This is a genomic window from Novosphingobium sp. (genome assembly GCF_036820275.1).
Classification (GTDB): Bacteria; Pseudomonadota; Alphaproteobacteria; order Sphingomonadales; family Sphingomonadaceae; genus Novosphingobium.
The window spans coordinates 114,732-138,611 of sequence record NZ_DAISLT010000002.1 but is presented as its reverse complement, the minus strand read 5'-3'; the positions used below and the strand labels follow the sequence as shown (position 1 = coordinate 138,611).

Sequence of the window (23,880 nt, the reverse complement as noted above, 5' to 3'; positions counted from 1 at the left end):
CCATGACCTCGATTCATTCCGGCGCCCGTTTCGTCAACATCGGCGAGCGCACCAACGTCACCGGCTCCGCCCGGTTCAAGAAACTGGTCATGGCCGGCGACTATCCCGCCGCCATCGAAGTCGCCCGCCAGCAGGTGGAGAACGGCGCGCAGGTGATCGACGTCAACATGGACGAAGGCCTGCTCGACGCCGTCCACGCGATGACGACCTATCTCAAGCTTATCACCGCCGAACCGGATATCGCCCGCGTGCCGGTGATGATCGACTCGTCCAAGTGGGAAGTCATCGAAGCCGGGCTCAAGTGCGTTTCGGGCAAGCCGATCGTCAACTCGATCTCGATGAAGGAAGGCGTCGAGCCGTTCCTGGCCCAGGCGCGCAAGTGCATGGAATACGGCGCCGCCGTGGTCGTCATGGCCTTCGACGAGACCGGCCAGGCCGACACCCGCGAACGCAAGATCGAGATCTGCTCGCGCGCCTACAACCTGCTGACCGGCATCGGCTTCCCGCCCGAGGACATCATCTTCGACCCGAACGTCTTCGCGGTCGCCACCGGCATCGAGGAACACGACCGCTACGGGCTGGACTTCATCGAGGCCGTGGTAGAGATCCGCAAGGCCTGCCCGCACGTCCACTTCTCGGGCGGCCTTTCCAACCTCTCGTTCTCGTTCCGCGGCAACGAGACGGTGCGCCGGGCGATGCACTCGGTCTTCCTCTACCACGCGATTCCCGCCGGGCTCGACATGGCGATCGTCAACGCGGGGCAACTCGACGTCTACGACCAGATCGACCCCGCCCTGCGCGAGGCCTGCGAAGACGTCATCATGATGCGCCGCCCCGGCGTGGGTGAGGACGGCAAGACCTCGACCGAACGTCTGATCGAACTGGCCGAGAGCTTCAAGGGCAAGGACACCGTCGCCGAGAAGGCCGCCGAGGAATGGCGCGGCTGGGACGTGGTGAAGCGCATTGAACATGCGCTGGTGCGCGGCATCGACGCCTATGTGGTGGAAGATACCGAGGAAGCCCGCGCCGCGATCGCCGCACGCGGCGGGCGCCCGATCGAAGTGATCGAGGGACCGCTGATGGGCGGCATGAACGTCGTCGGCGACCTGTTCGGCTCGGGCAAGATGTTCCTGCCGCAAGTCGTGAAGTCCGCGCGCGTGATGAAGAAGGCCGTGGCCCACCTCATCCCCTTCATCGAGGCGGAAAAGGACGCCAAGACCAAGTCGAAGGGCCGCATCGTCATGGCGACCGTCAAGGGCGACGTGCATGACATCGGCAAGAACATCGTCGGCGTCGTGCTCCAGTGCAACGGCTACGAAGTGATCGACCTCGGCGTCATGGTGCCCTGGTCGAAGATCCTCGAATCCGCCAACGAGAACGATGCCGACATCATCGGCCTCTCCGGCCTCATCACCCCCTCGCTGGACGAGATGGTGACCGTGGCCGAGGAAATGCAGCGCGCGGAAATGAACATCCCGCTGCTGATCGGGGGCGCCACCACCTCCAAGGTCCACACCGCGCTGCGCATCGATCCTGCCTACAAGGGGCCGGTCGTCCATGTGCTCGACGCCAGCCGCGCGGTCGGCGTCGCCTCGCAGCTCCTGTCCGACACCCAGGCCGAACCCTTCGTCGCCTCGATCGCCGACGAGTACGAGAAAGTCCGCATCGCACGCGAGGGCAAGGGCCAGAGCGAGCTGCTTTCCATCGCCGATGCCCGCGATAACGGCTTTGCGGCCGATTTTACGCAGAAGCCCGGCGCGCCGATCCAGCCCGGCCTCCATGTCTTCGCGGACTGGGACCTGAACGAACTGGTCGAGACCTTCGACTGGACCCCGTTCTTCCGCGCCTGGGAACTCGCGGGCACTTACCCGGCCATCCTCGACGACGACGTGGTGGGCGAAAGCGCCCGCAGCCTCTTCGCCGACGCCAAGGCGATGCTGGCCAGGATCATCGAGGAAAAGTGGCTGACCGCCAAGGGCGTCTGCGCCTTCTGGCCCGCCGCGACCAAGGGCGACGACGTGATCCTGGGCACCGGCGCCATGGACCCGCAGGTCGTCTATGACGCCATCCAGCAGGGCGTCCACGAAGGTCCGGACTTCGTCCAGCTGCCCTTCCTGCGCCAGCAGTTCAAGAAGAGCCGCGGCCGCGCCAACTACTGCCTTTCCGACTTCGTCGACCCGGCGGGCGACTGGCTGGGCGGCTTCGCGGTGGGCATCCACGGCATCGAACCGCACCTCGAGCGCTTCCAGGCCGCGCACGACGACTATTCGGACATCCTGCTGAAAGCCTTGGCCGACCGCTTCGCCGAAGCTTTCGCCGAGCGCCTGCACAGCCACGTCCGCACCAAGCTCTGGGGCTATGCGCCGGACGAGCAGTTCACCAACGAAGCGCTGATCCGCGAGGAATATCGCGGCATCCGTCCGGCTCCCGGCTATCCGGCCTGCCCCGACCACTCGCTGAAGCCGATCCTGTTCGACCTGCTCAAGGCCTCGGACAATGCCGGGATCACCCTGACCGAAAGCCAGGCCATGTTGCCCACGGCCGCCGTCTCGGGCTTCTACTTCGGCCATCCGGAAAGCCAGTACTTCGGCGTCGCCCGCATCGGCCGCGACCAGCTCGAAGACTATGCCGAGCGCCGCGACGTGGACCTCGCCGAAGCCGAACGCTGGCTGCGTCCGAACCTCGACTGACGGGACAAGGCTTCGCCGCGATTCCGGTCGCGGCGAAGCCTCCATATCCTTCCCGGTCGATTACAATCCGGAAAACTCCCGGAAAATATCTCCACGCCCGATTGCCCAAAGCCATCGGGCACGGCATCCATGCCCCCAACGACAAGAATGACTGGGGACGGGGCACCCGATGGGGACGACCGAAATTTTCCTGATTGCGCTGACGATCATCCTCGCGGCGCCTTACCTCGTGTGGCGGCTGCTCCGCACCGAGCACTGGGCGCCGCTGGTCGTCGTCCAGATCATCAGCGGCATCCTGCTCGGCCCCGGCGTGCTCGGGCACCTTGCGCCGGAATTCCACGCCTTCGTCTTCAACCCGCAGGTCATGACCGCCCTCAACGGCGTCGCCTGGTGGGCGGTGATGATGTTCGTCTTCGTCACCGGCATCGAGCTGGACCTCGCGGACGCCTGGGCGCATCGCGGCGAGACCAGCCTGACCGCCGCCTGCGCGCTGCTGACCCCGCTGGCCCTCGGCGCCGCCGCTGCCGCGCTGCTGCTCCGCACGCCGGGCTGGATCGGCACCGAAGGCTCCTACCTGCAAGCCGTGCTGGGCATCGGCATGTCCTGCGCCGTCACCGCCCTGCCCATTCTCGTGCTGCTGATGGAAAAGCTCGGCATCTTCCGCCAACCGCTGGGCCAGCGCCTGCTGCGCTACGCCAGCCTCGACGACGTGGCGATCTGGGGCGTGCTCGCGCTGATCCTGGTGGATTGGGAACGCGTGGGCCGACAGGGCCTGTTCCTCGTCGGCTTCGTCGCCGCATCGCTGACGATCCGCGCCCTGTTCAAGCGCATTTCCGAGCAGGACCGCTGGTACGTCTCGCTGATCTGGCTGGCGCTCGCGGGATTCGCCGCCGACTGGTCGGGCCTGCACTTCATGGTCGGCGCCTTCCTGGCCGGCGTGGTGCTCGATGCGAAGTGGTTCACGATGTCCCGGCTCGACGGCCTTCGGGACTTCCTGCTGCTGGCGGTCATGCCGGTCTATTTCCTCAGCACCGGACTGAAGACGGACTGGGGAATGGGCGGCGCCTCGGTAATCGGAGCAGCCTTCCTGCTGCTCGCCGCCTCGGTGATCGGCAAGCTGGCGGGGGTTCACCTCGCCGGAAAGCTGCTCGGCTGGAAGAAGGGCGAGGCCAACGTGATCGGCTGGATGCTCCAGACCAAGGCGCTGATCATGATCATCTTCGTCAACGTCCTGTTCGACAAGAAGATCATCACCGCCGAAACCTTCACCGCCCTGCTGCTGATGGCGGTGATGAGCACGATGCTGACCGTGCCCATCGTCAAGCCACGCCTCGCGAAGCTGGCATCCTAGAGCATTTTCTAAGGTGGAATCACCCGATGACCCGGAAAATGCGGTAGATCGCAAACTGCTCTAGACGCCCGCTCTACCCGCCAGCTTCTCCGCCGCCTGCCAGAACTTCTCGACGAAGGCCTGATCCTCGACCAGCGGATTGGGCTTTCGCGGTGCCCGCTCGAACCAGTAGCCGCCGCTCGACCGGCCCGGCGCCTCCGCCGTGGCGAGCCAGATCACCGTATCCGCGCCCTGCTCCGGGCTGAGCTTCGGAACATTCCCGTAAGCGGACTGCACGCTGTCCGGCGTATGCGAGAAGAAGTTGGTTCCCACGGTTCCGGGATGGACCGAATGGGCGACGATCCCGTCCGCCGCCAGCCGGGGTGCCAGCGCGCGCGCGTGGAGCACATTGGCCAGCTTGCCGCTGCAATAGGCCACGCCCACGTTCCAATTGCCGAGGTTCTGCAAGTCGGCGAGATCGATGCCGGGGATCATCTCGCTGCCGTCCGATGCGGTGTTGACGATCCTGACCCGGCCTTGCGGGGCATCGGCCGCCGCCTTGCGCAGAAGCGGAAGCAGGCGCGCGGTCAATGCAAAGGGGCCGAGGAAATTGGCGGCATAATTCGCCTCGAAGCCTTCCGCCGTCATGGCCTGCTCGCGCGCCATGCCGCCCGCATTGTTGACCAGCACGTCGATTCTCTCGACCTTTCCGGCGATCTCCTCCGCCAGCCGGTCTACCTCGCTCAGCAGCGAGAGATCGGCGCGCAGCATCTCTACCGGCGCCCCGCTCGCGGCGAGATCCGCCTCGGCCGCCGCGCAGCGCCCCGGATCGCGGCCGACGCCGATCACCCGAAAGCCCTGCTGCGCCAAAGCCCGCGCCGCTTCCAACCCGATCCCCGAACTCGCGCCCGTCACTACCGCCACGCTTGCCATATCACTCTCCACACTCTTCTCGTTGCCGCCAATTCGACTACCGACGCGGCCAAATCGCAAGCGATTGGGGCGGAAACGGAGGAAATCATCGGTTCAGCGGTTTTCAGACCCGTCCCGGTTCTGCCATAAGCGCCCCGTGCCAGCTGCCGATCTCCTGCCTGACGCCCACGAAGCGCTCCACGCCACATTCGGGTTCAACGCCTTTCGCGGGGTGCAGGAACAAGTCGTCACCCGCGCGCTTTCGGGCCGCTCGACCCTGGCGATCATGCCCACGGGCGCGGGCAAGTCGCTGACCTACCAGCTTCCGGCAGTCATGCTGGAGGGGACCTGCGTGGTCGTCTCCCCGCTGATCGCGCTGATGCACGACCAGCTCCGCTCGGCCACCGCCAACGGCATCCGCGCCGCAACGCTGACCAGCGCCGATGCCGATCGCGGCCTGACCATGGACCGCTTCCGCGCGGGCGAGCTGGACTTGCTCTACATCGCCCCCGAACGCGCCAGCCAGCCGCATTTCCGCGAACTTCTGGAACAGTCGCGCGTCGCTCTCTTCGCCATCGACGAGGCGCACTGCGTTTCCGAATGGGGGCACGACTTCCGGCCCGACTACCGGCTGCTGAAGCCGCTACTCGATACCTTCCCCGAAGTCCCGCGCCTCGCCCTCACCGCGACGGCGGACCATCACACCCGCAGCGACATCCTCGCCCAGCTCGGCATTCCCGACGAAGGGCTGATCGTCGCCGGGTTCGACCGCCCGAACATCCGCTACACGATCCGCCCGCGCGACAGCGCGATGCGCCAGATCAAGGCGGTGATGGACGAGAACCCCGGCCCCGGCATCGTCTACGCCCCCACCCGCGCCCGCGTCGAACAACTGGCGGAAACGCTTGCCTCGGCCACCGGACGCCGCGTGCTGCCCTACCACGCCGGGCTTGACCCCGAAGTCCGCGCCCGCAACCAGGCGGCCTTCGTCGCTTCGGAAGACATGGTGATGGTGGCCACGGTCGCCTTCGGCATGGGCATCGACAAGCCCGACGTGCGCTTCGTCGCCCACGCCGGTATCCCCAAGTCGATCGAGGCCTATTACCAGGAAACCGGCCGCGCCGGGCGTGACGGCGACCCCTCCGTGGCAGTGATGTTCTGGGGCGCCGACGATTTCGCCCGCGCCCGCCAACGCCTCTCCGAGATAGAGCCGCACCGGCTGCAAAGCGAACGCCAGCGCCTCGATTCGCTGGCGGGTCTGGTGGAAACCGCCGAATGCCGCCGCGCGGTGCTGTTGCGCCACTTCGGCGAGACGCCCGCGCAGACTTGCGGCAATTGCGACAACTGCCTCGAACCGGCAGGCGTGATCGACGTGACCGAACTGGCGCGCAAGCTGCTTTCCACCGTCTATCGCACCGGCCAGAGCTACGGCCTCGGCCATCTCGAAAAAGTGCTTACCGGCACCAGCGACGACCGCGTGCTCCAGCGTGGGCATGACCAGCTTTCGGTCTTCGGCATTCTCACCGCCGACGAACAGCCGCTGCTGAAGCCCCTCGCCCGCGCACTCCAGGCCCGCGGCAGCCTCTTGCCGACCGAACACGGCGGCCTGTCGCTCGGCGGCGACGCCCGCGATATCCTCAAGGGTGAGGCTTCGGTCATGATCGTCGTTCCGCCCAAGCGCGAGAAGAAGCGCCGGAGCGGACGCGGCGCGGCGGACGGCGGCGCCAACCCGGTCGGCGATCCGCTGTTCGACGCCCTGCGCACCCTGCGCCGCGACCTCGCGCAGGAGGCCGGGGTGCCGCCCTATGTCGTGTTCCACGACGCCACCTTGCGCGAAATGGCCGCCGCCCGCCCCTCTTCGCTGGCGGAACTCGGCGAGATCGGCGGCATCGGCGCCCGCAAGCTGGAAGCCTATGGCGAGGCGTTCCTCAGCGTCCTGCGGCAGCACTGAAAACGATGACCGGGGAGCGCGACCTCGAAACGTACCTCCACAGGCAGATTCCTCTGTCCGCCGCCATGCAGGTCTCAGTGGTTACCGCCAGTTCGGACGAGATAGTTCTTTCCGCACCTCTCGAACCGAACATAAACCACAAGCACACGGTGTTTGGCGGCAGCGCTTCCACTCTGGGCATTCTCGCCGCTTGGTCGATCGTCCATGTCCGTCTCCTGGAAGCAGGACTGCCGTGCGAGGTGGTGATCCAGTCTAACCGGATGGACTATGATCGGCCAATTGAGGGATCGTTCACCGCCCGGGGATTCATCGCTACACCACCGTCCTGGCCCATGTTTTTCAGGACCTTGGAGCGTAAAGGGCGTGCCCGTATCGAAGCTGAGTCGGAACTGATGTGCGAACACGTGATGGTGGGCCGATTCAGCGGGCGCTTCGTGGCATTCGTGCGTCCGAAAAGCTGAGAATTTGCACATGCTCCGCATATTGATCGATGCCGACGCTTGCCCGGTGAAGGACGAGACCTACAAGGTCGCCGCGCGCTACAAGGTGCCGGTGGTGGTCGTCAGCAACAGCCCGATCCGCGTACCGCAGTCGCCGCTGGTCTCGCGCAAGCTGGTGAGCGACGCCTTCGATGCCGCCGACGACTGGATCGTCGACAACACCGCTCCCGGCACCGTGGTCATCACCGCCGATATCCTGCTGGCCGACCGCTGCCTCAAGCTCGGCGCGGAAGTCGTGGCGCCGAACGGCAAGCCCTTCACCACGGCCTCGATCGGCGGCGCCATCGCCACGCGGGCGATCATGGCCGACCTCCGGGCCGGCGGCGATGTGGTGGGCGGACCGCCACCGTTCAGCAAGACGGACCGCTCGCGCTTCCTCTCCAGCCTCGACGAGACGCTGGTGCGATTGCGGCGCCGGTTTCCGGCCTGATCCAGCCGACGAGGCTCGGGATCACCGCCCGCGCATGATGTGATCTAACTTTCGCCACGCTCGAAGGAAACCGGCACGGCCAGCCGGAACGGCAGCTCGGGCGAGGCGATGCGCGATTCCGTGCCATTGTCGTGAATCAGGACGGCGCGACCAACGCCCGGCGTCGCCACCACCGCGACGACGCTCTCCACCCAGTCATGCAGCAGGGTTTTCACCCGCGCCAGTTCGGCGGCTTCGCGGGTGGTGGTGCCGGAGGCTTCCAATTCGGCTTCCAGTTCGACGATGCGCGCGGTGGCTTCCTCGATCCGGGCCTCATTGCCGGTCTGCTCACTCATACTTCGTCCTCCCGACCATGCCCGGGACTAAGTGGCCACCGGCGCCGGGAGAGACAAGACCCCGGCTATCGCTCTCGCGGTAACCGGGGTCTTGGATCATGGGTCAGAGCGGATTGTCGAGCTTGATGATCTCTTCCTCGCTCGCGCGCTGGGTGGTCTTGAGCTGGCGCGGCGCGGCGAAGCTATCGAGCACCGGCTTGTCGCGCTCGTAGAGGTCGTTGAACGGCTTGAGCTGGCCGTCGATCGAGCGGGCATACGTGAAATAGGTCAGGTAGACCGGGAAAGTCCGGGTCATCTCGACCTTGGTGTACTTGCCCGAGCGCGAGATGTCGGCTGCGTCGGCGGCGGTCTTCTGCGCGCCGAGGATCGCCATCGTCATGCCCAGTTCCACTGCCCGCTCGGTGCGGATGCAGCCGTGGCTGAAAGCGCGCACCTCCGAGTTGAAATACTGCTTCGACGGGGTGTCGTGCAGGTAGATCGCGTGGGGGTTGGGCATGTCGATCTTCATCAGGCCGAGCGAGTTCGTCGCGCCCGGCTGCTGGACGACGGTGATCGTGCCGTCGCCATTCTTGGTCGCCTTGTAGCCCGCCGACTTCGCCCAGGCAGGGTTGTTCAGCACCTTGGCGCCGAGGCCCTCGCCCTTCACGATCGACTGCGGCACCGTCCAGGTCGGATTGAAGACGACCGCGCTCACCGTTTCGGCCAGCTGTGGGGTCGCCGTGCGGCCGGGCTTGCCGACCACGGTCTTGTAGCTGCGGATGATCTTGTTCCGGACCACCAGACGCAGCTGGAACTCCGGAATATTGGTCATCAGATAGACGTCGCCCAGGTCGCGGGCGAGCCAGCGCCAGCGGTCCATGTTGGCCTGGATCAGCGCGCGGCGCGCCTTGTTCGCCATCGGCGTGGCGTTGAGATCGGCCTTGAGCGCGGCATAATCCGGATTGGTCGGCGCCAGCTTGGCGACCACGCCCGCCACGTCGTGCTCGGACAGGGCCTGGGCCATGATCTGCGCGGTGGGGTTGAGGTCCTGGTCGGGATCGACCGCGAACCACTGCACGCGCGCCTTCATCGGCGTGCGGCCGTCGCGAAGATCCTCGATCAGCCAGCCGAACAGGCGGCTTGCCAGCGCGTCGAGTTCGTCACCCTCGCCCTTGGCGATGGCGGCGCGCAGGGCCGAAGGCTGGTAGTCGGCCGGGATCAGGCCTTCCTTGCCGATATATTCGATCGTGCCGAGCAGCGACTTGGCATCGGCCACGGACCACGACATGACCGGCTCGGCCAGCAGGACATCCTGCACGACCGGCTTCGACACGGTGGGAATGGCGGTCGGCACGGCGCTGGGCTGGACCACGGGCTGAACGGCCGGACGCGCAGGGGTTTTGGCAGGCTTGGAGGAAGCCTGCACAGTCGGCGTCGCCTGCGGGGTCGGCAGGATCGAAGTCGGCGTGGAAACCGTCTTCGCCTTCTTCGCAGCCTCGGTCTTCGTCGCGTCCGTCTTCTGGGCGAGAACCGGCTGCGCCGCGAGACCTGTTGCCGCCACGACCGCCAGCATGCTGCAACCGAACCTCATGAAACCTGCCATCTTGATCTGGACCTGCCCTTGGTAATGCACCGCAGTGCTTGGAATTCGTTCCGGGAGGAAACGCAGCCGCGAAAAATCGGCTGCCGGCAAAAGCCATAGCCGGGACGCCCCGCTTTGCCCCCATATAGCGCCTGTTTCAAGGATTTCGCCTGTCCCTGCGATGAATTGCCTGCATTGATGCTTGCACGCAGACACACGGACGGCGAGAGGCAGGGTCTGATGAGCGCAGCCGCCGCCCCCCATCCGCACGCTTCCCCGGCGGTCCTGCCGATCCTGGCGGTGATCGCGGGCATCGCCACGTTCAGCGCCATGGATGCGACGATCAAGGGCGCCGGACTCGCGATCGGCGTCTATACCGCGCTGCTGCTGCGCAATCTCTTCGGCACGATTCTGACGCTTCCGCTCTGGCTCATGGCGGGCAGGCCCCTGCCTTCGCGCGGCGTGCTCAAGGTCCATGCCCTGCGCGCCGCGATCACTTCGGCCATGGCCGCACTGTTTTTCTATGGCCTCGTGCGAATTCCTATGGCCGAGGGAATCGCGATTTCCTTCGTTTCTCCGATCATCGCGCTCTATTTCGCGGCGCTCCTGCTCGGCGAAAAGATCCGGCCGCGCGCCGTGGTCGCCTCGCTGCTCGGCATCTGCGGCGTGCTGGTGATCGCCGCCGGACGCTTCGGATCGGGAGCCTATTCGGGCCAGACGATCGAGGGCACCGCGGCCATCCTGCTCTCCGCCGTGTTCTATGCGATCAACCTCGTGCTCCAGCGCAAGCAGGCGCTGCTGGCCCGCCCGGTCGAGATCGCCCAGTTCCAGAACTTGCTAGTAACACTGATTTTCCTGGTTTTTTCTCCATGGCTCGCGGTCATGCCCGATCGGCACAGCCTGCTGCTGGTGCTGGCCGGAGCGGCGCTGGCGACCGCCGCCCTGCTGTTCCTGTCCTGGGGCTATGCCCGCGCCGAGACCCAGGTACTGCTGCCCATCGAATATACCGGCTTCTTCTGGGCCGCGCTGCTGGGTTGGCTGATGTTCGGCGAACGGCTCGATCTCGCGACTGTTGCTGGCACGATACTGATCGTTATCGGCTGTTGGACAGGTGCAAGAAACGCAAAAATCGAGTCCTAGTCACCACGTATGCCCCCCTTGACCTGAGGGCCGCGAGCGCGCATCGGCGGGGCCGAAGAATCCGCTTGTCGCGATGCAGCACGGCGATGATTTCCGAGACCAGGGCTAGACGGTTTCGGAATAGCCGCGCTTCCTTCGTTTCAGGCTCATACAGAAGGGGATAATACCCAAATGACCCAGGTCGGACAGGATACGCTAGGTACCCGCAGCACCATGACCGTCGGCGGCAAGGATGTCGCCTACTACTCGCTCAAGAAGGCTTCCGAAAAGCTCGGCGACATCAGCCGCCTGCCTTTCTCGATGAAGGTGCTGCTGGAGAACCTGCTGCGCTTCGAAGACGGCGGCTTCACCGTCTCGACCGACCACGTTCAGGCGGTGGTCGATTGGCAGAAGAACCCCACCACCGGTGAGGAAATCCAGTACCGCCCCGCGCGCGTGCTGCTTCAGGACTTCACCGGCGTGCCCTGCGTGGTCGACCTTGCCGCCATGCGCGACGCGATCGCCAAGCTCGGCGGCGACACCAGCAAGATCAACCCGCTGGTCCCCGTGAACCTCGTGATCGACCACTCGGTCATGGTCGACGAATTCGGTCACCCCAAGGCGTTCGAAGAGAACGTGGAGATCGAATACCAGCGCAACATGGAGCGCTACGACTTCCTCAAGTGGGGCTCCAAGTCGCTCGCCAACTTCTACGCGGTTCCCCCGGGCACCGGCATCTGCCACCAGGTGAACCTGGAAAACATCGCCAAGTCGGTGTGGACCAGCGAAGACCAGAACGGTGAAACCGTTGCCTATCCCGACACTTGCGTCGGCACCGACAGCCACACCACCATGGTCAACGGCCTGGGCGTGCTGGGCTGGGGCGTCGGCGGTATCGAGGCGGAAGCCGCGATGCTCGGCCAGCCGGTCTCGATGCTGATCCCCGAAGTCGTCGGCTTCAAGTTCACCGGCGAGCTGAAGGAAGGCGTCACCGCCACCGACCTCGTCCTCACCTGCACCTCGATGCTGCGCAAGCACGGCGTCGTCGGCCGCTTCGTCGAATACTTCGGCCCCGGCCTGGCCTCGCTGTCGCTGGCCGACCGCGCGACGCTGGCCAACATGGCTCCCGAATACGGCGCCACCTGCGGCTTCTTCGGCATCGACGACAAGACGCTCGACTACCTGCGCCTCACCGGCCGCGAGGAAGAGCAGATCGCCCTCGTCGAAGCATACGCCAAGGAACAGGGCTTCTGGATGGAAGCCGGCGCTGCCGATCCGATCTTCTCGTCGACCCTCGAACTCGACATCTCGACCGTCGTGCCTTCGCTCGCCGGTCCGAAGCGTCCGCAGGACTGGGTTGCCCTTCCCGACGTCGACGACGTGTTCAACAAGGACATGGCCGAGACCTACAAGAAGTCGGCCCAGCGCGTTCCCGTCGAAGGCAAGGACTTCGACATCGGTGACGGCGACGTCATGATCGCCGCCATCACCAGCTGCACCAACACCTCGAACCCGAGCGTGCTGGTCGCCGCCGGCCTCGTCGCCAAGAAGGCAGACGAGCTGGGCCTGAAGCCCAAGCCCTGGGTCAAGACCTCGCTCGCCCCCGGTTCGCAGGTCGTCACCGACTACCTGAACAAGGCCGGTCTGCAGTCGCACCTCGACAACATCGGCTTCAACCTGGTCGGTTACGGCTGCACCACCTGCATCGGTAACTCGGGCCCGCTCGCCGAACCGATCTCGAAGGCGATCAACGAGAACGGCCTGGTCGCCAGCGCCGTGATCTCGGGCAACCGCAACTTCGAAGGCCGCGTCTCGCCGGACGTGCGCGCGAACTTCCTGGCCTCGCCGCCGCTGGTCGTCGCCTACGCCCTGAAGGGCACCGTGGTGGAAGACTTCACCACCACCCCGATCGGCGTCAGCAAGGACGGCACCGACGTGTTCCTCAAGGACATCTGGCCGACCAACAACGAAGTGGCCGAAACCATGGCCACCTGCATGGACCGCCCGATGTTCCAGGCGCGCTATGCCGACGTCTACAAGGGCGACAAGCACTGGCAGGCGATCAACGTCGTCGGTTCGGAAACCTACTCGTGGCGCGCCGGTTCGACTTACGTCGCCAACCCGCCGTACTTCGAAGGCCTGGAAATGACCCCGGCGCCGGTGCACGACATCATCGAGGCGAAGCCCCTGCTGATCCTCGGCGATTCGATCACCACCGACCACATCTCGCCGGCCGGCTCGATCAAGGCCGACAGCCCGGCAGGCCAGTGGCTGATGGAGCACCAGGTCGCCAAGGCGGACTTCAACTCCTACGGTTCGCGCCGTGGTCACCACGAAGTCATGATGCGCGGCACTTTCGCCAACATCCGCATCCGCAACGAAATGGTCCCCGGCATCGAAGGCGGCATGAGCCGCTTCGGTGAAGAGGTTCTGCCGGTCTACGACGTGGCGCAGAAGTACAAGGAGCAGGGCACGCCGATGGTGGTCGTGGCCGGCAAGGAGTACGGCACCGGTTCGTCGCGCGACTGGGCGGCCAAGGGCACCAACCTGCTGGGCGTCCGCGCCGTGATCGTCGAGAGCTTCGAGCGTATCCACCGTTCGAACCTGGTCGGCATGGGCGTGCTGCCGCTGCAGTTCAAGGATGGCGATACCCGCCAGACCCTGGGCCTGACCGGCGACGATGCCTTCACGATCAAGGGCGTTGCCAACCTGAAGCCGCGCCAGGACGTGGAAGTGGAAGTGACCCGTCCGGACGGTTCGACCTTCACCTTCACCGCACTCTGCCGCATCGATACCGCCAACGAAGTGGAATACTTCAACAACGGCGGCATCCTGCAGTACGTGCTGCGCAAGCTGGCCGCTTAACAAGCCAGCCGTAAAGGCTCGGAAAAAACCCCGTCCCGCGTTCGCGCGGGGCGGGGTTTTTCTTTGGGCGGGTGATCGGCACCGCGAGACTCACGCACGAAAAAGGGGTGAGCGCCCCCCGACGCTCACCCCTTTCTCCAACCCAGCCGCCATGCGCGGCTCGTGGGTTGGTGCGTTTCTAAGCCGACTTCCTGCGCGCAAGGCGCTGGCGGCCGACCACCGCCGCAGCTGCCGCGCCGAACAGGATCAGCATCGGCGGCGCCGGAACGTCGGTCGGCGGAGGAGGTGGTGGCGGCGGCGGATTATCGCCGCCCGAAGATGTAGACGTCGACGAAGAGCTGGAGGTCGAGGAAGACGTCGAACTCGACGAGGAACTGCTCGACGAGGTCGAGGAGGACGTCGACGAGGAACCCGACGAACTCGTGCTCGTCGAAACGTCACCCGAACTCGAAGATGTCGTCGTCGAGGTGATGCCGCCCGTGGTTGTCGTGGTGGTCAGGCCGCCGGTCGAGCTGGAGGTCGAGGTCGAGCCGCCGGTGGTGGTCGTCGTCAGACCGCCCGTGGAACTGGACGTGGAGGTCGAACCGCCCGTGGTCGTCAAGCCGCCGGTCGAGGACGAACTCGACGTGGAGCCGCCGCTGGAAGTCGAGGAAATGATGACATTGCCGCCGCCCGAGCCGCCGCCGCCGAAGAACCCTCCGAAGAAGCCCCCACCGAAGCCGCCGAAACCACCGCCGCCACCACCGATCACCGCCGGCGCGCCGCCGCCGCCACCGGCGTAGACCGGGGCCGGTGCGGGCGGAACATAGGCAGGCGGCAGCGGGACATAGGCCGTCTGCGGTACGTCGGGACGCTCGATGATGCGGCGCGCGCGCTTCACCTCGCGCGGCGGGTCCTTGGGGATCAGGCGCTTGGCCGGACGCACCGGCTTGGCGACTTTGGCCATTTTGACCTTGCGATACTCGACGGTCTTGCTCTGCGTCTCGGCAACATGAACCGCGCCGCCGCCGATGATGGCGCAGCCCGCTGCGCAGGCAGACAATTTAGCGAGGGCCATCCGAACCGACATGATCGTTTCTCTCTTCGTTCTGCTCGGCCAATTCCCGGTTGGAAACATCGGAGCCGACTTGAATCGAACAAACGCAGAGAGCGGTTAAAGGAACAATGGCTTTTCCCGGAATTCGACAGCTCCGACGCAGAAAAAACGCCGGTTTTCGAAAGGCAAACGCAAGCTGTACCGAAGCGGGACTATCGGACGGCCCATCTGTAAACGCGCCCGACAGTTTGTTGCGCGAAAATCACGCCCGTTCAGTCGCCGTCCGAATCGAAAAGCCCGCCCTGAGGACCTCCGTTCGGCGGAGTCATGCCGAGGTGCTGCCAGCCGTGATCGTTGAGGCAACGCCCCCGCGCGGTGCGGGCGATCAGGCCGAGCTGGATCAGATAAGGTTCGATCACTTCCTCGATGGTGTCGCGCGGTTCGGACAGACCGGCCGCCAGCGTCTCCACGCCCACGGGTCCGCCCTTGTAGATTCCGGCGATCATCTTGAGGTAACGCCGGTCCTGCGCGTCGAGACCGATGGAATCGACTTCCAGCCGCGTCAGCGCATCGTCGGCGATCTCGCGGGTGATGACGTCGCTGCCCGCGACATGCGCAAAGTCGCGCACGCGGCGCATCAGGCGCCCCGCCACGCGCGGCGTGCCGCGCGCGCGGCGGGCGATCTCCGTCGCCCCGCCCTTGTCCATGCCGATACCGAGCAGCCCGGCGCCGCGCGTGACGACCTTTTCCAGTTCCTCCACGGTGTAGAACTGAAGCCGCACCGGAATGCCGAAACGGTCGCGCAGCGGAGTCTGGAGCAGGCCCTGCCGCGTCGTCGCGCCGACCAGCGTGAAAGGCGGCAGATCGATCCGCACCGAGCGCGCCGACGGCCCCTCGCCGATGATGAGATCGAGCGCGCGGTCCTCCATCGCCGGGTAGAGCACTTCCTCGACCACCGGATTGAGGCGGTGGATCTCGTCGATGAACAGCACGTCGCCGTGCTCGAGATTGGTCAGCAGCGCGGCAAGATCGCCCGCCTTGGCGATCACCGGCCCGCTGGTGGCGCGGAAGCCCACGCCCAGTTCGCGCGCGACGATCTGCGCCAACGTGGTCTTGCCGAGGCCCGGAGGGCCGAAGAACAGCGTATGATCCATCGCCTCGCGCCGCGACTTGGCGCTTTCGATGAACACGCGAAGATTGTCCTTCGCCGCCGCCTGCCCGACGAATTCGGCCAGCGTCTTGGGCCGAAGCGCCGCGTCGGCATCCTCGGGCTGGCGGGTGGAGGTAAGGATGGGGTTGTCGGTCATAGGTTCGGCATCTGGCGAGAAATGGACCCTGAAACGAGTTCAGGGTGACGATGGTGTTTGGCGGGCATGGTAGGTGAAATCTTGGCAATCCCGTCATGCTGAACTTGTTTCAGCATCCATCGCGCCGCACACTCTGCGCCATGCGGGACGAACGCCAGCCTTGCATCTACATCCTCGCGAGCGGGCACTACGGCACGATCTACATCGGCGTGACTTCGAACCTTCTCCGTCGGTTGTGGCAGCACCGAAACGATACCCTGCCCGGTTTCACGCAGCGATACGAAGTCCACCGCCTCGTCCATTTCGAACTGTTTGGCGACATGGAACGGGCCATCCTGCGTGAGAAGCAGTTGAAGCGCTGGCATCGGCAGTGGAAGATCAACCTCATCGATGCCGAAAACCCGAAGTGGAAGGATTTGGCGACCGGGCTGGGCCTGCCGTCGATGGTTCCGGGCAAACCGATGGATGGATCCTGAAACAAGTTCAGGATGACGTTTTGCCAGGGCGGAGGGACGGTTCACCCCGCGGCCTTCTTCAGCGCGACGCGTACGAGGTCGTTCAGCCCCGCATCCTCACCCAGTTCCTCCACCGCCTTGCCCACCGCCATGCTGGCGACCGCAGGCTTGAAGCCGAGGTTCTGGAGCGCGGAAACCGCATCGGCGCTGGAAAATCCAACCGGTGCGGCAGCGGAAGCAAGGCCCGGCGCGCCCGGTGCGGTGGGCATGCCGCCCGCCTTGTCCTTGAGTTCGTTGACGATGCGGCTCGCCAGTTTCGGTCCGACGCCGTTGGCGCGTGCGACCATGGCGCTGTCGCCGCCCGCGCAGGCGCGCTGCAATTCCTCGGTCGTCAGCGCCGAGAGGATCGCCAGCGCGACTTTCGAGCCGACCCCCTGAACCGCCGTCAGCAGGCGGAACCAGTTGCGCTCCGCCCCGCTGGTGAATCCGATCAGGCGCTGGTCGGTCTCGGAAACCTGCATCTCGGTATGGACGACGACCTTGTCGCCCCGAATGCCGAGGTGGTCGAGCGTGCGCGCCGAACAATGGACGAGATAACCGACGCCGTTGACGTCGATGATGGCCCAGTCCGGGCCGGTGTCGTCGAGCAGACCTGTAAGCTTGGCGATCATGGTTTGTTCCTATGGCAGGAACGGTCGCGCCACGCCAGCCCCGTCAGATCATCGGCTGTTGATGCATGCGCGCCTCGGCACCGGATCAGCGGTGGCTTCCGAGCATGTTGGCATGGGTGATGGCAACGGCCAGCGCGTCGGAGGCATCCTCGCCCGCCAGCTTCACGCCGGGCAGCAGCACTTTCAGCATGTGCTGGATCTGCTTCTTGTCGGCGCCGCCGGTGCCGACCAGCGCCTTCTTGATGACCTTGGTGGAATACTCCGCCACCGGCAACCCGGCCCGCGCGATCGACAGCATGGCGACGCCGCGCGCCTGCCCGAGCTTCAAGGTCGACTGCGGGTTCACGTTGACGAAGACTTCCTCCACCGCACCCGCATCGGGGCGGTGGAGGAGGATCACGTCGGTCAGCGCCGCGTCGAGTTCGACCAGGCGCTCGGCCATGCCCGCCTTGGCATCGGTGCGGATCTGCCCGTTGGCGACGTGGCTGAGACGGCTGCCGCTCTTGGCGACCACGCCCCAGCCCGTACAGGTCAGGCCCGGATCGAGCCCGATGATGATCATCGTTTCAGCTCAGCCGAGCTTTGCCATGACTTCGTCGGAGATCTCGTAGTTGCCCCAGACGGTCTGGACGTCGTCGTCGTCTTCCAGGGTGTCGACCAGCTTCATCAGCGTGCCGGCGGTGTCGGCATCGACATCGACGCTGAGGTTGGGCTTCCAAGCCAGCTTCACGCCCTCGGCTTCGCCCAGGACCTTTTCCAGCTCGCGGGCGACTTCGTGTAGCGAATCGACCGAGACCCAGATCTGGTGGCTGCCGGGGTTCTCGTCGCCGTCGCCCATATCGCTCTCGACATCGTCGGCACCGGCTTCGATGGCGGCTTCGAGGACCTTGTCCTCGTCACCCACGCTGGCGGGGTACTCGATCAGGCCGAGACGCTCGAACCCGTGCGAAACCGCGCCCGAGGCGCCGAGGTTGCCGCCGTTCTTGGAGAAGGCGGTGCGCACGTTGGTGGCGGTGCGGTTGCGGTTGTCGGTCAGTGCCTCGACGATGAGGGCGACGCCGCCGGGACCGTAGCCCTCGTAGCGCACTTCCTCGTAGTTCTCGGCATCACCCTTGCTCGCCTTGTCGATGGCGCGCTGGATGTTGTCCTTGGGCATCGACTGCGCCTTGGCCGCGTTGACGGCGGCGCGCAGGCGCGGGTTCATGTCCGGATCGGGCATGCCCATCTTGGCGGCCACGGTGATTTCGCGGCTGAGCTTGCTGAACTGCGCCGAGCGCTTCTTATCCTGTGCACCCTTGCGGTGCATGATGTTCTTGAATTTGGAATGGCCTGCCATGGGTCCGCTCTTGCTCCGCTCGTGCGCCTGCGCCGCAGGTTCGCGAGTCCGGGTGAATGATATGCGCCAGGTAAGGCGGCAGCGCGCCTTACAACAGCGCGGCACCCAAGGGCAACCGCCCGGTGAGGGGCGGTCAGGCGCCGGGAAATGCCCCGAGAGGCATTTCCCGAAACGCGTTCTCAGTCGATGCCGAGAGCGGTCTTGTAGGTGTCGAGCAGCATGTCCATTTCGCGGCGGTCGTCCGGCTTCATCTTACGGATGCGGACGATCTGGCGCATGATCTTGACGTCGTAGCCGACCGCCTTGCCCTCGTTGTAGACGTCGCGGATATCGTCCGAGATGCCCTTCTTTTCTTCTTCGAGGCGCTCGACGCGCTCGATCAGCAGGCGCAGGCGATCGTCGGTGGTTTCGGCCATCGGGTAATGCTCCGGAAAAATATCTAGTGAATCGGTATGGCGGGCGCTGATAGCGGCAGTCCCGGATTCGGGCAAAGCCGCCGCCTGTGGAAATCCTGTGCGTAGAACGGGAAAACCCGGCGCATTGCCTCTTTCGCTCGCTTTTCCTATGAGGCCCGGGCGGCGACCACGTTCCCGCCTCCGCCGCGCAGGATCAGGCATGGCGGAGCCTCAAGACCGGGACGGCCCGGCAACCCGCTTGAAAAAGGTTGCCTTGAATGCCTGCTGTTCCGTCTGCTGCCATGCCCTGGATCGTTCTCGTCATCGCCGGCCTGTTCGAAGTCGTCTGGGCTTCGGCGATGAAGCAGTCGCACGGCTTCACCCGGCTCTGGCCGAGCGTGATCACGATCCTGGCGATGCTAGCCAGCTTCGGCCTGCTTTCCTGGTCGATGCGCGTGCTGCCGCTGGGCACCGCCTACATGGTCTGGACCGGGATCGGCGCGCTGGGCGCCTTCCTCTTCGGAATCATCGTGCTGGGCGAGACGGCAGGCGCCATGCGCCTCGCCGCAGCCGGACTGATCCTGGCGGGGCTGGTGCTGATGAAGCTCGCGAGTTCCTGATACCCGCGCGTTTCACGGCGCGCTTCAGTGCCCGCCGCCGTTCTTCTTCAGGCTTTCCTCCATCCGCGCGATCTGCTCGGGAGTAGCCTCGGCCTGATAGGCCTGCTTCCATTCGCCGAAGGGCATGCCGTGGATCACTTCGCGCGCGGCAGCCTTGTCGCCTTCGAAGCCCGCGTCGCGGATCCAGTCGGCCAGGCAGTTGCGGCAGAATCCGGCCAGGCCCATGAGGTCGATGTTCTGGGCGTCGTGGCGATTCTGCAGGTGCCGCACCAGCCGACGGAAGGCTGCGGCGGCCACGGCGTCGTCAAGCTGATCGATCTGGTCGTTTCCGTTCATTTTTCTACCGTTCGTCCTTGGTTTGTCATGCCGCCTTTGCCATATGTCGGCGAAATATCGAAAGAGAGGCAGACAGATTTTGGCAACCACCCCTCCGTTTCGCCGTTCGCCGCATCACCGCGGGATCAAGCGCCAGCGCAAGGTAAAAATCCTCGCCACGCTCGGTCCGGCCAGCCGCGACAAGGAGACGATCGCCAAGCTGCTCAAGGCCGGGGCCGACGCCTTCCGCGTCAACATGAGCCACGGCGACCACGACACCCACCGCGAAACCATCGCCAACATCCGCGCGGTCGAAAAGGACCTGATGCGTCCCGTGGCGATCCTCTGCGACTTGCAAGGTCCCAAGCTGCGCGTCGGCACTTTTGCGGAAGGCAAGGTCTTCATTCGCCACGGCGCCCATTTCACGCTCGATCGCGATCCCGCGCCGGGTGACGAAAACCGCGTCTGCCTGCCGCATCCGGAACTCTTCGGCATTCTCCAGAAGGGCCAGCGCCTGCTGATCGACGACGGCAAGCTGCGCCTCGTGGTCATCAAGCCGGAAGCCGATTCGATCCTCTGCACCGCCGAAGTCGGCGGCTTCATCTCCGACCGCAAGGGCGTGAACGTGCCCGACGCCATCGTGCCGGTGCCTGCCCTCACCGACAAGGACCGCCGTGACCTCGCCTTCTCGGTGGAGCAGGGCGCGGACTGGATCGGCCTGTCCTTCGTCCAGCGTCCCGAGGACGTCGCCGAAGCCCGCCGCCTGATCGGCGGGGCCTGCGCGCTGATGTCGAAGATCGAGAAGCCGGCGGCCGTCGATGCGATCGACGGGATCATCGAACTGTCGGACGGCATCATGGTGGCGCGCGGCGATCTCGGCGTGGAACTCCTGCCCGAGGAAGTGCCGCCGATCCAGAAGCACATCATCGCCAAGACCCGCGCCATCGGCAAGCCGGTGGTGGTCGCCACGCAGATGCTGGAATCGATGATCACCAGCCCCTCGCCGACCCGCGCCGAAGTCTCCGACGTCGCCAATGCGGTCTATGACGGCGCCGACGCGGTGATGCTCTCGGCCGAAACGGCGGCAGGCCAGTGGCCGGTGGAAGCCGTGACGATCATGGACCGCATCGCCGTGAAGGTGGAAACCGACTCCACCTACCGCGAGCGCATCCACCTCACCCAGACCCCGCCGGACGCCACGACCGCCGACGCGCTCTCGGCCTCCTGCGCGACCATTGCGGATACGCTGCCGATCGAGGGCATCATCGTCTTCACCGGCTCGGGCGGCTCGGCCCGCCGCGTCGCCCGCGAGCGTCCCGCCGCGCCGATGCTGGTGCTCACCCCTTCGCAGCATACCGCCCGCCGCCTTGCCCTGCTCTGGGGCGCGCACAATGTCATCACCAAGGACATCGGCAGCTTCGAAGAGATGATTGCCAAGGGAAAGCGCATGGCGCTGCGCCACGGCTTCGGCGCCGCGGGCACCCGTCTGGTGGCGCTGGCAGGCGTTCCCTTCGGCGTGCCGGGGTCGACGAACCTGCTGCATGTCGTGACGCTGACCGGCAACGAGCTGGATACGCCGAACTGAGGATAAGGGGCGCGGCCGGGATACCGGCTGCGCCCTTCCCTTTCACGCCCAGCGGGCGAGGTCTTCCACATCCTGCGTGCGCGGCTCGATCCAGCGCCACTCCCCGGCGACTTTCTCGCGCTTCCAGAACCACGATTCGCTCTTGAGATGGTCCATCGCGTAATCGGCGGCGGCAAAGGCATCGCGCCGATGCCGTGCGGCAGCGGCGACCAGCACGATCGGCTCGCCCGGCACCATCAGACCGCTGCGGTGGATCACCAGCAGCCCGTCGAGAGACCAGCGCCCGCGCACCCGCTCGGCCAGTTCCTGCATCGCCGGCAGCGTCAGCGGCGCATAGTGGCTGAGTTCGAGCGCCTCCACGCCCCCGCCTTCGCGCACTTGCCCCAGAAAGCTGACGATGCCGCCCGCCTGCGGAAGGGCTGCGGTAAAGCTCCGCAGGGCTTCGGCGGGGTCGAACGGTTCGGTGAGCAGGAGCACGTCGCCAGGCACCTCAGCCTCCCGAAACCGGGGGCAGAAAGGCGATCTCGTCGCCATCGGCAAGCAGTGGGTCCCCCTGCACCAGGGTTCCATTCACGGCAAAGCGAATGCGCGGCCCGCGAAGGGCCTTGGCAAGGTCCGGCTCCAGCCCGGCGATGACCGCCGCCAGCGATGGGGCGGGCAACACTGCGCGTGTGCCCGATCCGGCAATGTCTTCCAGCCGTCCCAGAAAAACGAGGGTGAGCGCCATCGATCAGCCGCCGGTCATCGACATATGCCGCGCCAGCGCAGGCTGCGCGCCCGCGCGGTCTATGGCGAAATGGTGCCGTTCGGGCTTGATCCGCATCGCCGTGTCCAGCGCCCGGTCGAGCGCCGCCTCGGGATCCTCGCTGCGCAGCGCGGCGCGCAGGTCAACCTGCTCCTCGCCGCCGAGGCATGCATAGAGCCGCCCGGTGGCCGTCACCCGAATGCGATTGCAGCCCTCGCAGAAGTTTTGCGTGAGCGGCGTGATGAGGCCCAGCCTGCCGCCGGTCTCGGCCACGTCGAAGTAGCGCGCGGGGCCTCCCGTGCGATGCCCGCTCGGGGTCAGCTGCCAGCGCCTTTCGAGATCCGCGCGCACTGCCGAAAGCGGCAGGTAATGATCGAAGCGATCTTCCTCCACTTCGCCCAGCGGCATGACCTCGATCAGCGTCGCATCGAACCCTTGTGCATGGGTCCAGGCAACGATCTCGGGGATTTCGGCTTCGTTGATACCCTTCAGGGCCACGGTGTTGATCTTGACCTTCAGCCCCGCCGCCTTGGCCGCCGCCAGCCCTTCCAGGACCTGCGGCAGCGAATCCCGCCGGGCCAGCGTCTCGAACCGCGCGCGATCGAGCGTATCCAGCGAGACGTTGATGCGCCGGACCCCGGCCGCGAACAGGTCATCGGCGAATTCTGCAAGCCGGGTGCCGTTGGTGGTGAGGGTCAGTTCTTCCAGACCTCCCCCACCTTCATTGGCCCCCAATTTGCGGCCAAGCGCGCGGACGAGTTCGATCATGTCCCGCCGGACGAGCGGTTCGCCGCCGGTAAGGCGCAACTTGGTGATGCCGCGCGCGATGAAGCCGAGCGACAGCCGGTGCAGTTCGTCCAGCGTGAGCACGTCCTTCTTCGGCAGGAAGGTCATGCGTTCCGGCATGCAATAGGCACAGCGCAAGTCGCACCGATCGGTCACCGAGAGCCGCAAATAGGAGATGCGGCGCCGGAACTGATCCACAAGGGGCGATGCGATGCTCATTGCTGCCGCTATAGCACGGTCCCCGCGCCCTGCCCATCAAGCCGAAGGTATTGGCCGGTCATGCCTGGGGCCAGGGTCAGCCAGTCGGTGGCGGCGACAACGGCATCCTCGGACACGCCCGCAACGGCATTGACGCGGCAGGGAGCATGGTCCCGCGCAAGCGCCTGGACCACGGCCAGACGCCAGCCATGGTGCTCGTGATCGGCCGGTGCGAAGACGAGCGTCAGGTCTTCCTGCTCCCGCAGCAGCTCGCGCACTTGCGGGAGCACTTCAGCATGGAACTGCGCGGCGGCGTCGAGCGGGTTTCCCGCCAAGGGTCCGACGCGCAGGATCATGGCTCAGCGGCGCTGGCGGGTGAGCGTGATGCCGATCTTCTCGCCCGCCTCGGCGATGGCAAGCTTGACGATCTTCACCGTCACCGCCGTGATCCGCGCATCCTGGAGGAACAGCGTCTCGCAGACGTGATCGGCCACCGCCTCGATCAGCTTGAAATGGACACCCTGCGGCAGCGCATCGCTGGCCGCGAACTTGAGGTCCATGTAGTTCTTGCTTTCGGTCAGCGGCGTATCGGGCGTGTAGCGGTCGATCGGCTTCATCGCCACCTGGATGGTGAAGCGAAGCGGCTGCGGCTTGCCGGTCTCTTCCGAGTAGATCCCGGTGAGAACATCGTGTTCGAAATCGGCGACTTCGAGAGTGAGCGAATCGGTCATGGAGCGC

At 65.7% G+C, this 23,880-nt stretch carries 25 protein-coding genes; 10 read left to right on the top strand and 15 right to left on the bottom strand.

Features of this window, described 5'->3' with window-relative positions:
- The first annotated feature begins 2 nt into the window (after positions 1 to 2).
- Both metH and V7066_RS01985 read left to right on the top strand, forming a co-directional pair.
- Positions 3 to 2,690 (top strand): methionine synthase, encoded by a 2,688-nt coding sequence (metH, locus tag V7066_RS01990; protein ID WP_334181577.1) that lies wholly within the window; start codon positions 3 to 5, stop codon positions 2,688 to 2,690.
- A gap of 169 nt (positions 2,691 to 2,859) precedes the next feature.
- Positions 2,860 to 4,041, top strand: a complete 1,182-nt coding sequence (locus V7066_RS01985; RefSeq protein ID WP_334181576.1) for a cation:proton antiporter — start codon at positions 2,860 to 2,862, stop codon at positions 4,039 to 4,041.
- 60 nt (positions 4,042 to 4,101) lie between these two features.
- Here the strand turns inward: V7066_RS01985 and V7066_RS01980 are convergent, their stop codons facing one another.
- A complete protein-coding gene (locus tag V7066_RS01980; protein ID WP_334181575.1) occupies positions 4,102 to 4,953 on the bottom strand; it encodes an SDR family NAD(P)-dependent oxidoreductase in 852 nt (283 codons plus the stop codon).
- Positions 4,954 to 5,089: 136 nt separating this feature from the next.
- Between V7066_RS01980 and recQ the strand changes: the two genes are divergently transcribed.
- From recQ to V7066_RS01965, 3 genes are read left to right on the top strand one after another with little or no spacing between them, the layout of a single operon-like run.
- Complete coding sequence (gene recQ, locus V7066_RS01975; protein ID WP_334181574.1) at positions 5,090 to 6,883, top strand: DNA helicase RecQ; 1,794 nt, start codon at positions 5,090 to 5,092, stop codon at positions 6,881 to 6,883.
- Between the two features lie 5 nt (positions 6,884 to 6,888).
- Positions 6,889 to 7,344 carry a YiiD C-terminal domain-containing protein gene (locus V7066_RS01970; protein ID WP_334181573.1) on the top strand — a complete coding sequence of 152 codons (456 nt, stop codon included), beginning with the start codon at positions 6,889 to 6,891 and terminating at the stop codon, positions 7,342 to 7,344.
- Between the two features lie 10 nt (positions 7,345 to 7,354).
- Positions 7,355 to 7,813 (top strand): YaiI/YqxD family protein, encoded by a 459-nt coding sequence (locus V7066_RS01965; protein ID WP_334181572.1) that lies wholly within the window; start codon positions 7,355 to 7,357, stop codon positions 7,811 to 7,813.
- A 44-nt stretch (positions 7,814 to 7,857) separates the two neighbouring features.
- Here V7066_RS01965 and V7066_RS01960 read toward each other — a convergent pair whose 3' ends face one another.
- Positions 7,858 to 8,148 carry a hypothetical protein gene (locus V7066_RS01960; protein WP_334181571.1) on the bottom strand — a complete coding sequence of 97 codons (291 nt, stop codon included), beginning with the start codon at positions 8,146 to 8,148 and terminating at the stop codon, positions 7,858 to 7,860.
- Positions 8,149 to 8,251: 103 nt separating this feature from the next.
- A complete protein-coding gene (locus V7066_RS01955) occupies positions 8,252 to 9,718 on the bottom strand; it encodes a L,D-transpeptidase family protein (protein WP_334181570.1) in 1,467 nt (488 codons plus the stop codon).
- A 231-nt stretch (positions 9,719 to 9,949) separates the two neighbouring features.
- On the opposite strand from V7066_RS01955, the gene V7066_RS01950 reads away from it, so the two are divergent.
- Together V7066_RS01950 and acnA are read left to right on the top strand one after the other, a co-directional pair.
- Entirely contained in the window at positions 9,950 to 10,849 is a 900-nt protein-coding gene (locus V7066_RS01950) for a DMT family transporter (protein WP_334181569.1), read from the top strand.
- Positions 10,850 to 11,020: 171 nt separating this feature from the next.
- Complete coding sequence (gene acnA / locus V7066_RS01945; RefSeq protein ID WP_334181568.1) at positions 11,021 to 13,693, top strand: aconitate hydratase AcnA; 2,673 nt, start codon at positions 11,021 to 11,023, stop codon at positions 13,691 to 13,693.
- 178 nt (positions 13,694 to 13,871) lie between these two features.
- On the opposite strand, the gene V7066_RS01940 is transcribed toward acnA, so the two are convergent.
- Both V7066_RS01940 and ruvB read right to left on the bottom strand, forming a co-directional pair.
- A complete protein-coding gene (locus V7066_RS01940; protein ID WP_334181567.1) occupies positions 13,872 to 14,762 on the bottom strand; it encodes a PEP-CTERM sorting domain-containing protein in 891 nt (296 codons plus the stop codon).
- A 239-nt stretch (positions 14,763 to 15,001) separates the two neighbouring features.
- Positions 15,002 to 16,036: a Holliday junction branch migration DNA helicase RuvB gene (gene ruvB / locus V7066_RS01935; RefSeq protein ID WP_147220701.1), complete on the bottom strand. Its 1,035-nt coding sequence runs from the start codon at positions 16,034 to 16,036 to the stop codon at positions 15,002 to 15,004.
- 95 nt (positions 16,037 to 16,131) lie between these two features.
- Between ruvB and V7066_RS01930 the strand changes: the two genes are divergently transcribed.
- Positions 16,132 to 16,512, top strand: coding sequence for a GIY-YIG nuclease family protein (locus V7066_RS01930; RefSeq protein ID WP_334181566.1), 381 nt, complete (start codon positions 16,132 to 16,134; stop codon positions 16,510 to 16,512).
- A 41-nt stretch (positions 16,513 to 16,553) separates the two neighbouring features.
- Here the strand turns inward: V7066_RS01930 and ruvA are convergent, their stop codons facing one another.
- The 4 genes from ruvA to V7066_RS01910 form a co-directional block, all read right to left on the bottom strand.
- Positions 16,554 to 17,162, bottom strand: a complete 609-nt coding sequence (gene ruvA / locus V7066_RS01925; protein ID WP_334181565.1) for a Holliday junction branch migration protein RuvA — start codon at positions 17,160 to 17,162, stop codon at positions 16,554 to 16,556.
- A gap of 85 nt (positions 17,163 to 17,247) precedes the next feature.
- Complete coding sequence (gene ruvC / locus V7066_RS01920; RefSeq protein ID WP_132264722.1) at positions 17,248 to 17,724, bottom strand: crossover junction endodeoxyribonuclease RuvC; 477 nt, start codon at positions 17,722 to 17,724, stop codon at positions 17,248 to 17,250.
- 9 nt (positions 17,725 to 17,733) lie between these two features.
- Positions 17,734 to 18,498, bottom strand: coding sequence for a YebC/PmpR family DNA-binding transcriptional regulator (locus V7066_RS01915; RefSeq protein WP_334181564.1), 765 nt, complete (start codon positions 18,496 to 18,498; stop codon positions 17,734 to 17,736).
- A 179-nt stretch (positions 18,499 to 18,677) separates the two neighbouring features.
- Complete coding sequence (locus V7066_RS01910; protein WP_021232392.1) at positions 18,678 to 18,914, bottom strand: DUF2312 domain-containing protein; 237 nt, start codon at positions 18,912 to 18,914, stop codon at positions 18,678 to 18,680.
- 281 nt (positions 18,915 to 19,195) lie between these two features.
- Between V7066_RS01910 and sugE the strand changes: the two genes are divergently transcribed.
- The gene (gene sugE / locus V7066_RS01905; RefSeq protein WP_334181714.1) at positions 19,196 to 19,513 is read left to right on the top strand and encodes a quaternary ammonium compound efflux SMR transporter SugE; all 318 of its coding nucleotides are present in this window, start codon (positions 19,196 to 19,198) and stop codon (positions 19,511 to 19,513) included.
- Positions 19,514 to 19,537: 24 nt separating this feature from the next.
- Here sugE and V7066_RS01900 read toward each other — a convergent pair whose 3' ends face one another.
- Complete coding sequence (locus V7066_RS01900) at positions 19,538 to 19,849, bottom strand: DUF1244 domain-containing protein (protein ID WP_334181563.1); 312 nt, start codon at positions 19,847 to 19,849, stop codon at positions 19,538 to 19,540.
- Positions 19,850 to 19,928: 79 nt separating this feature from the next.
- Between V7066_RS01900 and pyk the strand changes: the two genes are divergently transcribed.
- Positions 19,929 to 21,413: a pyruvate kinase gene (gene pyk / locus V7066_RS01895; protein WP_334181562.1), complete on the top strand. Its 1,485-nt coding sequence runs from the start codon at positions 19,929 to 19,931 to the stop codon at positions 21,411 to 21,413.
- Between the two features lie 42 nt (positions 21,414 to 21,455).
- On the opposite strand, the gene V7066_RS01890 is transcribed toward pyk, so the two are convergent.
- Genes V7066_RS01890 through V7066_RS01870 form a run of 5 tightly spaced genes read right to left on the bottom strand, consistent with a single transcriptional unit; the run spans position 21,456 to position 23,873 of the window.
- On the bottom strand, positions 21,456 to 21,947 hold the full coding sequence (locus tag V7066_RS01890; RefSeq protein ID WP_334181561.1) for a molybdenum cofactor biosynthesis protein MoaE: 492 nt from the start codon (positions 21,945 to 21,947) through the stop codon (positions 21,456 to 21,458).
- Positions 21,904 to 22,140, bottom strand: coding sequence for a MoaD/ThiS family protein (locus V7066_RS01885; RefSeq protein WP_334181560.1), 237 nt, complete (start codon positions 22,138 to 22,140; stop codon positions 21,904 to 21,906). Before V7066_RS01885 ends, V7066_RS01890 begins: the two co-directional genes overlap by 44 nt.
- Before the next feature lie 3 nt (positions 22,141 to 22,143).
- Positions 22,144 to 23,163, bottom strand: a complete 1,020-nt coding sequence (gene moaA / locus V7066_RS01880; protein WP_334181559.1) for a GTP 3',8-cyclase MoaA — start codon at positions 23,161 to 23,163, stop codon at positions 22,144 to 22,146.
- A gap of 8 nt (positions 23,164 to 23,171) precedes the next feature.
- On the bottom strand, positions 23,172 to 23,498 hold the full coding sequence (locus V7066_RS01875; protein WP_334181558.1) for a Rossmann fold domain-containing protein: 327 nt from the start codon (positions 23,496 to 23,498) through the stop codon (positions 23,172 to 23,174).
- A gap of 3 nt (positions 23,499 to 23,501) precedes the next feature.
- Entirely contained in the window at positions 23,502 to 23,873 is a 372-nt protein-coding gene (locus V7066_RS01870; protein WP_334181557.1) for a dihydroneopterin aldolase, read from the bottom strand.
- Positions 23,874 to 23,880: the final 7 nt, after the last annotated feature.

Excerpts from the sequence above, each read along its gene's own strand:
- sugE (WP_334181714.1), top strand. The coding sequence starts at position 19,196 with ATGCCCTGGATCGTTCTCGTCATCGCCGGCCTGTTCGAAGTCGTCTGG.
- ruvB (WP_147220701.1), bottom strand. The coding sequence starts at position 16,036 with ATGACCGACAACCCCATCCTTACCTCCACCCGCCAGCCCGAGGATGCC.
- V7066_RS01915 (WP_334181564.1), bottom strand. The coding sequence starts at position 18,498 with ATGGCAGGCCATTCCAAATTCAAGAACATCATGCACCGCAAGGGTGCA.
- V7066_RS01970 (WP_334181573.1), top strand. The coding sequence starts at position 6,889 with ATGACCGGGGAGCGCGACCTCGAAACGTACCTCCACAGGCAGATTCCT.
- metH (WP_334181577.1), top strand. The coding sequence starts at position 3 with ATGACCTCGATTCATTCCGGCGCCCGTTTCGTCAACATCGGCGAGCGC.
- V7066_RS01980 (WP_334181575.1), bottom strand. The coding sequence starts at position 4,953 with ATGGCAAGCGTGGCGGTAGTGACGGGCGCGAGTTCGGGGATCGGGTTG.
- V7066_RS01890 (WP_334181561.1), bottom strand. The coding sequence starts at position 21,947 with ATGGCGACGAGATCGCCTTTCTGCCCCCGGTTTCGGGAGGCTGAGGTG.
- V7066_RS01930 (WP_334181566.1), top strand. The coding sequence starts at position 16,132 with ATGCTGAACTTGTTTCAGCATCCATCGCGCCGCACACTCTGCGCCATG.
- acnA (WP_334181568.1), top strand. The coding sequence starts at position 11,021 with ATGACCCAGGTCGGACAGGATACGCTAGGTACCCGCAGCACCATGACC.
- V7066_RS01955 (WP_334181570.1), bottom strand. The coding sequence starts at position 9,718 with ATGAGGTTCGGTTGCAGCATGCTGGCGGTCGTGGCGGCAACAGGTCTC.
- V7066_RS01985 (WP_334181576.1), top strand. The coding sequence starts at position 2,860 with ATGGGGACGACCGAAATTTTCCTGATTGCGCTGACGATCATCCTCGCG.
- ruvC (WP_132264722.1), bottom strand. The coding sequence starts at position 17,724 with ATGATCATCATCGGGCTCGATCCGGGCCTGACCTGTACGGGCTGGGGC.
- moaA (WP_334181559.1), bottom strand. The coding sequence starts at position 23,163 with ATGAGCATCGCATCGCCCCTTGTGGATCAGTTCCGGCGCCGCATCTCC.
- V7066_RS01885 (WP_334181560.1), bottom strand. The coding sequence starts at position 22,140 with ATGGCGCTCACCCTCGTTTTTCTGGGACGGCTGGAAGACATTGCCGGA.
- V7066_RS01870 (WP_334181557.1), bottom strand. The coding sequence starts at position 23,873 with ATGACCGATTCGCTCACTCTCGAAGTCGCCGATTTCGAACACGATGTT.
- V7066_RS01965 (WP_334181572.1), top strand. The coding sequence starts at position 7,355 with ATGCTCCGCATATTGATCGATGCCGACGCTTGCCCGGTGAAGGACGAG.
- V7066_RS01950 (WP_334181569.1), top strand. The coding sequence starts at position 9,950 with ATGAGCGCAGCCGCCGCCCCCCATCCGCACGCTTCCCCGGCGGTCCTG.
- V7066_RS01900 (WP_334181563.1), bottom strand. The coding sequence starts at position 19,849 with ATGAACGGAAACGACCAGATCGATCAGCTTGACGACGCCGTGGCCGCC.
- V7066_RS01960 (WP_334181571.1), bottom strand. The coding sequence starts at position 8,148 with ATGAGTGAGCAGACCGGCAATGAGGCCCGGATCGAGGAAGCCACCGCG.
- ruvA (WP_334181565.1), bottom strand. The coding sequence starts at position 17,162 with ATGATCGCCAAGCTTACAGGTCTGCTCGACGACACCGGCCCGGACTGG.
- V7066_RS01940 (WP_334181567.1), bottom strand. The coding sequence starts at position 14,762 with ATGTCGGTTCGGATGGCCCTCGCTAAATTGTCTGCCTGCGCAGCGGGC.
- V7066_RS01875 (WP_334181558.1), bottom strand. The coding sequence starts at position 23,498 with ATGATCCTGCGCGTCGGACCCTTGGCGGGAAACCCGCTCGACGCCGCC.
- V7066_RS01910 (WP_021232392.1), bottom strand. The coding sequence starts at position 18,914 with ATGGCCGAAACCACCGACGATCGCCTGCGCCTGCTGATCGAGCGCGTC.